We start from the raw sequence: 6,082 nt of genomic DNA, 5'->3' as shown, positions 1-6,082 counted from the left end.
CCACCTTGTAGTCGACGCCATTGCGGACATCGGGGGTCATGGACGTGCGTGCGGGAAGTTCTGAGGTCGTCATCTGCCTCTCCATGGTCGGCTGTCGTGCGCTGAAGTAATTCGTTTAGAGCCGAGGGCGCCACGGCAGCGGTGAGAATATCTCCGTTTCGATGGCTTCCTGAGGCTCAGCGCTGAAGCGAGTCGCTAAAATAGAGAATAACGAATCTGCCCTGCAGTCAGCCGGACTATCCGGCATCACACTCGTGCCAACGCCCGACCAACAGCACTAGTCAATCAAGATCAATTTGACTAATCCAGTTACGAACGAAGCTATCTTCTTAATTTTCTCACTTAACGCCTATTCAAATGATCAAGCTCAGCCAGCAGTCGCCATTGCGCGATCGGGGCTGCAGTGGGACCCGTTGTGAGAACTTGGAGGCAGACGTGGTCCGCGCCAGCGTCGAGGTGGGCGCGCACCCGCGCACTAATATCGTCCAATGCTCTGGGGCCACCCCCCGCCACCAGCGCATCAACCACTCTATCGCTGGGGTGGCTCGTCACCTCATCAGGCTTGTAGCCGAGGGCGAGCATGTTCTTCCTCAGTGACTCGCTGACAGCAAGGTACATAGCGACATGGGCGTGAGAAATATCTCTAGCAGCCTCGGTGTTTTGCTCCAGCACCACCGCTTGCTCTACAGCAAGCAACGCATCTGGACCAAGCTGCGCTCGCGCCCTCTCCGTATGCGCGACAGGCACGAGATAGGGCAGTGCGCCGTCGGTCTTTTTTCCGGCTAGCTCGACCATTCGTGGCCCGATCGCACCAAGTACACGGCACATAGGACCGGTCGATATCGGATTTTGGAGGGGCGCCGCATCCATAGAATCGAGATATTCGCTCATAGCCGAAACCCCCTTACCCATCGAACGCGTGCGGTCGTCGAACGGCTGGCCGCCTAGACCAAGAACAAATCTACTGGGATAGGCCTCAGCCAGTGAGCGCTCGGCTGCGGCCATCGCGATTGGATGACGGAGATAGATATTCGCGATGCCAGTAGCAACTACAAGCCGCTCGGTTGCGCCGAGCAGAAGCGCTGCATGAGTAAGCGGGTTTCGACCAAACCGCTCGCCGATCCATAGCGCGCCAAACCCCAGCTCTTCTACCTCCGCCGCCAGTTCGCGCACCCGAGCGGCCGGCTCTGCATCCAAGTCCATGGTCCACAAGCCAACTCGACCGATTGTTGTGTCCATCAATACTCCAACTTCGCTAGACAGCCAACATCAATGGCAGCACCGGAATTTCGAACTGCCGACGATCAGACTAGGATCCCGCGCTTAAGCCGCGCCAATGTTGACGCTTGATAGATCGAATTTGTCAACAGAGTCGTCCCCGACTAGGATCGCATGATGCAGGCCCTGTAGGGATCTACAAGGTTCGATACCCAACTCTCGGATCAGCGTGGAGCGCGCAGACTCATATAATGCCAACGCATCAACTCGTCGCCCTGACAAGTAAAGCGCAAGCATAAGTTGACGGTAGAAGGTTTCACGCAAAGGATGCTCAGAGATTAGCGAATAGAGTTCGCTAATCATCTGGCGATGCAGCCCCAGCCGCAGATGACTTTCGATTGCCAGCTCTGTCCACTCTAACCTTATCTCAGATAGCCACGTAGCGAAACGATTCGTTATCGGCCCACAACTAAGGTCATCGAACGGAGTGCCTCGCCAAAGTCTAAGCCCCTTATCAAAACAGGAAACGGCCGCATCATGCGCTCCAGAGCGAGCGTGCCCTCGCCCTTCTTCGACCAACTGGAGAAACTCCGTCAGATCCAACTCGTCGTCACCTAGGCGGAATATGTAGCCAGACGGCCGGGTAATGATGGCACTGTTGGTCTCGCTAGGGCGATCGATAAACTTTCGCAATTGCGATATATAGACGTGGACTCCCGCAGTCGCTCGCCGCGGCGGGTTATCGTTCCATAATTCGGTTTTGAGCTGATCCACTCTTATTAGCTCTTCGGAACGTATGAGCAGCACCGATAGTAACAGCTCGATCTTCGGAGCGCTGATAAACGAGCTACCGGATGAGTCTACGACGCGAACCGGGCCCAGGATCTCGTATCTCACTATGACTCCCTCCCTGTGAATTATCGGTTGTACAGTTCCATCCATACCCGACAAGCGCGGCGGACACGTCTCTTGCAACCCCTTCAATATTGGCGTCGAGGAAGAAGTGGCCACCTTCGAATGTACGCAAGTCAAACGCAGCAGATGTATGCCGCATCCAAGCAGCCGCCTCATCTAGGCTGCATTTCCGATCGGTGTTGCCGAGCAAAGCAGTGATAGGGCAGCTGAGTTGTTTACTGCCAGTGAAAACATAGTTTTCAATGGCGCGGTAATCGCTACGAGTGGCCGGGAGAATCATTGACAACAGATCCGCATCTGCAAGGAGTCGTCGATCAGTGCCGCCGTTCCGATGCAATTCTGCGACCAACCCAGAATCATCGAGGAGATGCACGCGTTCGTCCCGAATGGTCGAAGGGGCGCGTCGGCCAGAGGCGAACAAATGGACCGGTTCGCCCGCTCCTCCGCTTCCCAGCCGCAAAGCCAGCTCAAAACCGATAATCGCGCCCATGCTATGGCCGAATATCGCATACGGCCTGTCGATCCATTCGACCATGGCAGAAGCGATCATTTCAGCAAGCGTTGGAATACTCTCAATGCACGGCTCGTTGCGTCGATCTTGCCGACCCGGGTATTGGACAGCAAGCACTTCAATCCGTGGACCGAGCAGCTCCGAGAGTTTGAAGTACGCACTGGCAGAACCCCCAGCGTGCGGGAGACAGAACAAACGTACTTGGCTGAGCTCAGACGGATGCATACGCCGGATCCAGCTATTGCGTGGTGCGATCATCTTTCCCCCGGGTTCCCTATCCCCTGCCGAGTACCGAGCGGTATCAGATGCCAGACGGTACCAATGAAGGTCAATCCTTAGCAATACTTGCTAACCACCTAATGTTCTGCTACCAGAGCAAGCCATGGCGATCCGAGGCGGCTCGAATCACCTTGCTGTACAGTCTAATTGGCGGTCCAGGTCAGGCATCCACCCCCTACCACACCACCGACTGAGTCACGAATGTCCTTGCCACAAGGCAGAAGTAGCTACCGTGCAGGACAGCGCCACGGTCGCATCAGACAACATATCGCCACGAAACTTGTTGCAAGAGCGCTGAACTGGGCGACTGGGACCATAGGGCCGGCACACTTGACGACTGACCAACTGTCGCGTATAACCGAGATCAAGCGAAGGGAGGGGCCCGCGATGTCTGTGAATGCACAGGGCGCGCGAATTAATCACCCAACCATGAGTGAGCGGCTTATCGATTGGCGGGGGGCAACGACAACACCAACCCGCTTAAGGGGCCTGCCTCCAGGACCACGCACGCCATTGCCTGTACAAACATTCCGCATATGGGGCGCGCGACAACACTTCCTTCCGGCGATGCAACGACGTTATGGCGATGTATTTACCTTGCACGTCGCCCCAGTCGGACAGCTCGTGGTGGTCTGCGATCCGGATGAGATCAGGAAGATATTTCGCGGAAAACCCGAGGTCTTCCACACAGGAGGAGGAAATTCGCTTCTACGTCCGATCGCCGGCCCTCGGTCGGTAGTTACACTGAACGGTCAGCCCCACCGAGCCGAACGCCGGCGAATGACGCCGCCGTTCCACGGCGAGCGAATCGCAGCAGTCCTCTCCACAATGGAGGAGCTGACCGAACGGGAGCTGTCGCGATGGCCGATCGACCAGAGCTTCCCGCTGCTGGCGCGAACGCAACAGTTGAGCCTCGACATCATTGTTCGCGTCGTAATGGGCGTTGTCGACAGCGGCCGCGCGGAGGAACTTGGGAGAGCATTGCGCCGGTTCCTCGCAGTGAACCTCGTCGATATGCCGATGTGGCTTTGGCCCCGCCTGGCACGAGTGTGGCCCTGGCGCAGGGTAGTTCGCGAAATGGATCATGCGGACTCGTTGATCTACTCCGAGATCGCTCATCGCCGGGGTGATCCCGAACGATCGCGAAGGTCGGACGTGCTCGCGATGCTACTCGATGATGACCCTGACGACGATCTGGTGCGTGACGAGCTTGTGACCTTACTTGTGGCGGGACATGAGACTGCGGCAGTTGGACTGGCGTGGATGTTCGAACGACTCCTTCGCAGCCCAAACGCCTTGGCGAGGGTTAATGAGGGGCTTGACGATCCGCACGACCCCTATCGCGCCGCTGTCGTCAAGGAGGCGCTGCGAGTACGACCGGTTGTCTACAACGTTTCGCGTCGAATTACGGAACCAGTCGAACTGGCTGGTTACCAGCTGCCCGCGGGGACCTTCCTTGCGCCGTCGATCGGGGCGTTGCACTCGGACACTCGAATCTGGGGTTCCGATGCCGACGAGTTCCGACCTGAGCGTTGGCTTGAGGCCGATCCGCCGCAGCATGCCTGGATACCGTTCGGCGGCGGCGCCCGCCGTTGCGTCGGAGCACTCTTCGCGCAGACCGAGATGGAGACTGTATTGCGCACCGTGTTACGGCATGTCGAACTCGTTCCCGATCGATCTACTGACGAACTGCAGAAGATGCACAACATCACCGTCGTTCCGAATCGTGGCGCCCGGATAAGAGTAGTGAAACGTCTTACCTAATCGAGCGCACCCACGGATGCTGATCGATTCACTAGGAAAGACCTGACCCTGATAACTTTCGGCGGTCGTGATATCACATCAGTCTCGCTGGCGAACTGGGCTCGATCACGGCAAACCCCGGAATGCACGCGGCTGCATAGTCATGTTCGAAAAGATCGCATATCGCAGGTGGCCGCTACCGATTCCGTATCCGATAAACGATAGACCCTCCGTCGCAATATTAGTTGCCGTAGAAGGCGGCATGGGCGTCGTCTATGTACCTTATTACCAAGGACGCGCAGACTAAACGCCTCGAAGGTGCAGGAGCCTAAGCGACTCACTCGTAGGCATTCCTAGGCAACGCAAAACAACCGCGCCGCATCTAGGCTGATCTCTCGACATGATCAGTTCGAGCCACAGACGTCGTATGGCTGATACTCGCAGTTGAACCCCGGCACTTGCCGGGAGATCGCAGCCTTGGATCGCGCCGAAAGATGGACCGGCGCACAGCCAGTGCAGTGACGGGCTGGGAAGCCGTCCGCGAAACACCCTCCTGGCAATCTCGCGATCAACCATGTTATCGGCAACTCGACCGGGTTTCCGCTGAAATACAGGGTTTCGCATGCAGCTGCAGACACTGGCACGACACCAGCCGGCACCGCCAACAGCACTACGTTCACCGTGCTGATCAGGCCTTTCTGTGTCGTGGCCCGGGTCTTCGGCAGGGGCCTTGGCCATAGATTAGAGCGCCTTAAGGCCCTCACGCGAAGGTGATCCCACACGTTTGGACGCCGGTCTTTGCGAGGTACGCAGACTGGCGCTCGGATCGGCGCGACTGCTATGTGCAACGTTTGAACCTTTCTCAAGGGAGGGCAGCAATGACGATCGCCGGGAGAAATTATGGGCGCGGGGCCAGCAATTTGGTCGCGTTGAGCAACATTGACTGCCGACAATTCGGATATTTGGATCTCGCACGGAAATTACAGACAATCGGGTTCTCGACTACGCCCGGCCGCCACTCACACAAGGACTAGATCTGGTGGCCATTCAATCCGGCACCGTGGCTAAATCGGCAGTGGTTTCGCGTCAGCGCACTGTACCGATCGCAGGATCCCCGCCGAGTCGCCCTAAGCGAACATCGGGCGGGCGTTCTGGACAAAATCGAGTGCACTTTGGAGACATCAACTCGCAACCGTTGCGACCATCGAAGCGAGGAGGCACGAAATGACCACTCCGAGTGAGCAGATCGTCGAGGCATTGCGGGCGTCACTACTGGAGAACAAACGGTTGCGGGCACAGAACGAACATTTCGTTAATGCGAGGCGTGAGCCGGTTGCGGTTGTGGGTATCGGCTGCCGCTACCCCGGAGGCGTCCGCGATGCCGCCGGCCTGTGGCGTCTGGTCGCCGACGGCCGC

At 57.6% G+C, this 6,082-nt stretch carries 5 protein-coding genes; 2 read left to right on the top strand and 3 right to left on the bottom strand.

The genetic code is table 11. The annotated features are described in order from the left end of the window. Positions 1-342 precede the first annotated feature (342 nt). From ABZV58_RS34500 to ABZV58_RS34490, 3 genes are all read right to left on the bottom strand, one after another. Positions 343-1,239 carry a TIGR03620 family F420-dependent LLM class oxidoreductase gene (locus ABZV58_RS34500; RefSeq protein WP_355004390.1) on the bottom strand — a complete coding sequence of 299 codons (897 nt, stop codon included), beginning with the start codon at positions 1,237-1,239 and terminating at the stop codon, positions 343-345. An 84-nt stretch (positions 1,240-1,323) separates the two neighbouring features. Next, positions 1,324-2,160: an AfsR/SARP family transcriptional regulator gene (locus ABZV58_RS34495; protein ID WP_355004392.1), complete on the bottom strand. Its 837-nt coding sequence runs from the start codon at positions 2,158-2,160 to the stop codon at positions 1,324-1,326. Next, positions 2,066-2,869, bottom strand: coding sequence for an alpha/beta fold hydrolase (locus ABZV58_RS34490; protein ID WP_355004391.1), 804 nt, complete (start codon positions 2,867-2,869; stop codon positions 2,066-2,068). The genes ABZV58_RS34495 and ABZV58_RS34490 overlap by 95 nt, the downstream gene beginning before the upstream one ends. Positions 2,870-3,124: 255 nt before the next feature. Here ABZV58_RS34490 and ABZV58_RS34485 point away from each other — a divergent pair, with 255 nt between their 5' ends. Together ABZV58_RS34485 and ABZV58_RS34480 are read left to right on the top strand one after the other, a co-directional pair. Continuing rightward, on the top strand, positions 3,125-4,687 hold the full coding sequence (locus ABZV58_RS34485) for a cytochrome P450 (protein ID WP_355004389.1): 1,563 nt from the start codon (positions 3,125-3,127) through the stop codon (positions 4,685-4,687). A gap of 1,203 nt (positions 4,688-5,890) precedes the next feature. Further along, positions 5,891-6,082: polyketide synthase docking domain-containing protein (locus tag ABZV58_RS34480; RefSeq protein WP_355004388.1), on the top strand; the 192-nt coding region annotated here is incomplete at its 3' end.

The organism is Nocardia sp. NPDC004654 (assembly GCF_040609595.1).
GTDB lineage: Bacteria > Actinomycetota > Actinomycetes > Mycobacteriales > Mycobacteriaceae > Nocardia.
The sequence above is the reverse complement of the archived record's forward strand: the minus strand, read 5'-3'. Positions and strand labels throughout refer to the sequence as shown.

Coding starts and splice junctions, on each gene's coding strand:
- ABZV58_RS34500 (WP_355004390.1), bottom strand. CDS start 1,239: ATGGACACAACAATCGGTCGAGTTGGCTTGTGGACCATGGACTTGGAT.
- ABZV58_RS34495 (WP_355004392.1), bottom strand. CDS start 2,160: ATGGATGGAACTGTACAACCGATAATTCACAGGGAGGGAGTCATAGTG.
- ABZV58_RS34490 (WP_355004391.1), bottom strand. CDS start 2,869: ATGCATCCGTCTGAGCTCAGCCAAGTACGTTTGTTCTGTCTCCCGCAC.
- ABZV58_RS34485 (WP_355004389.1), top strand. CDS start 3,125: ATGTCCTTGCCACAAGGCAGAAGTAGCTACCGTGCAGGACAGCGCCAC.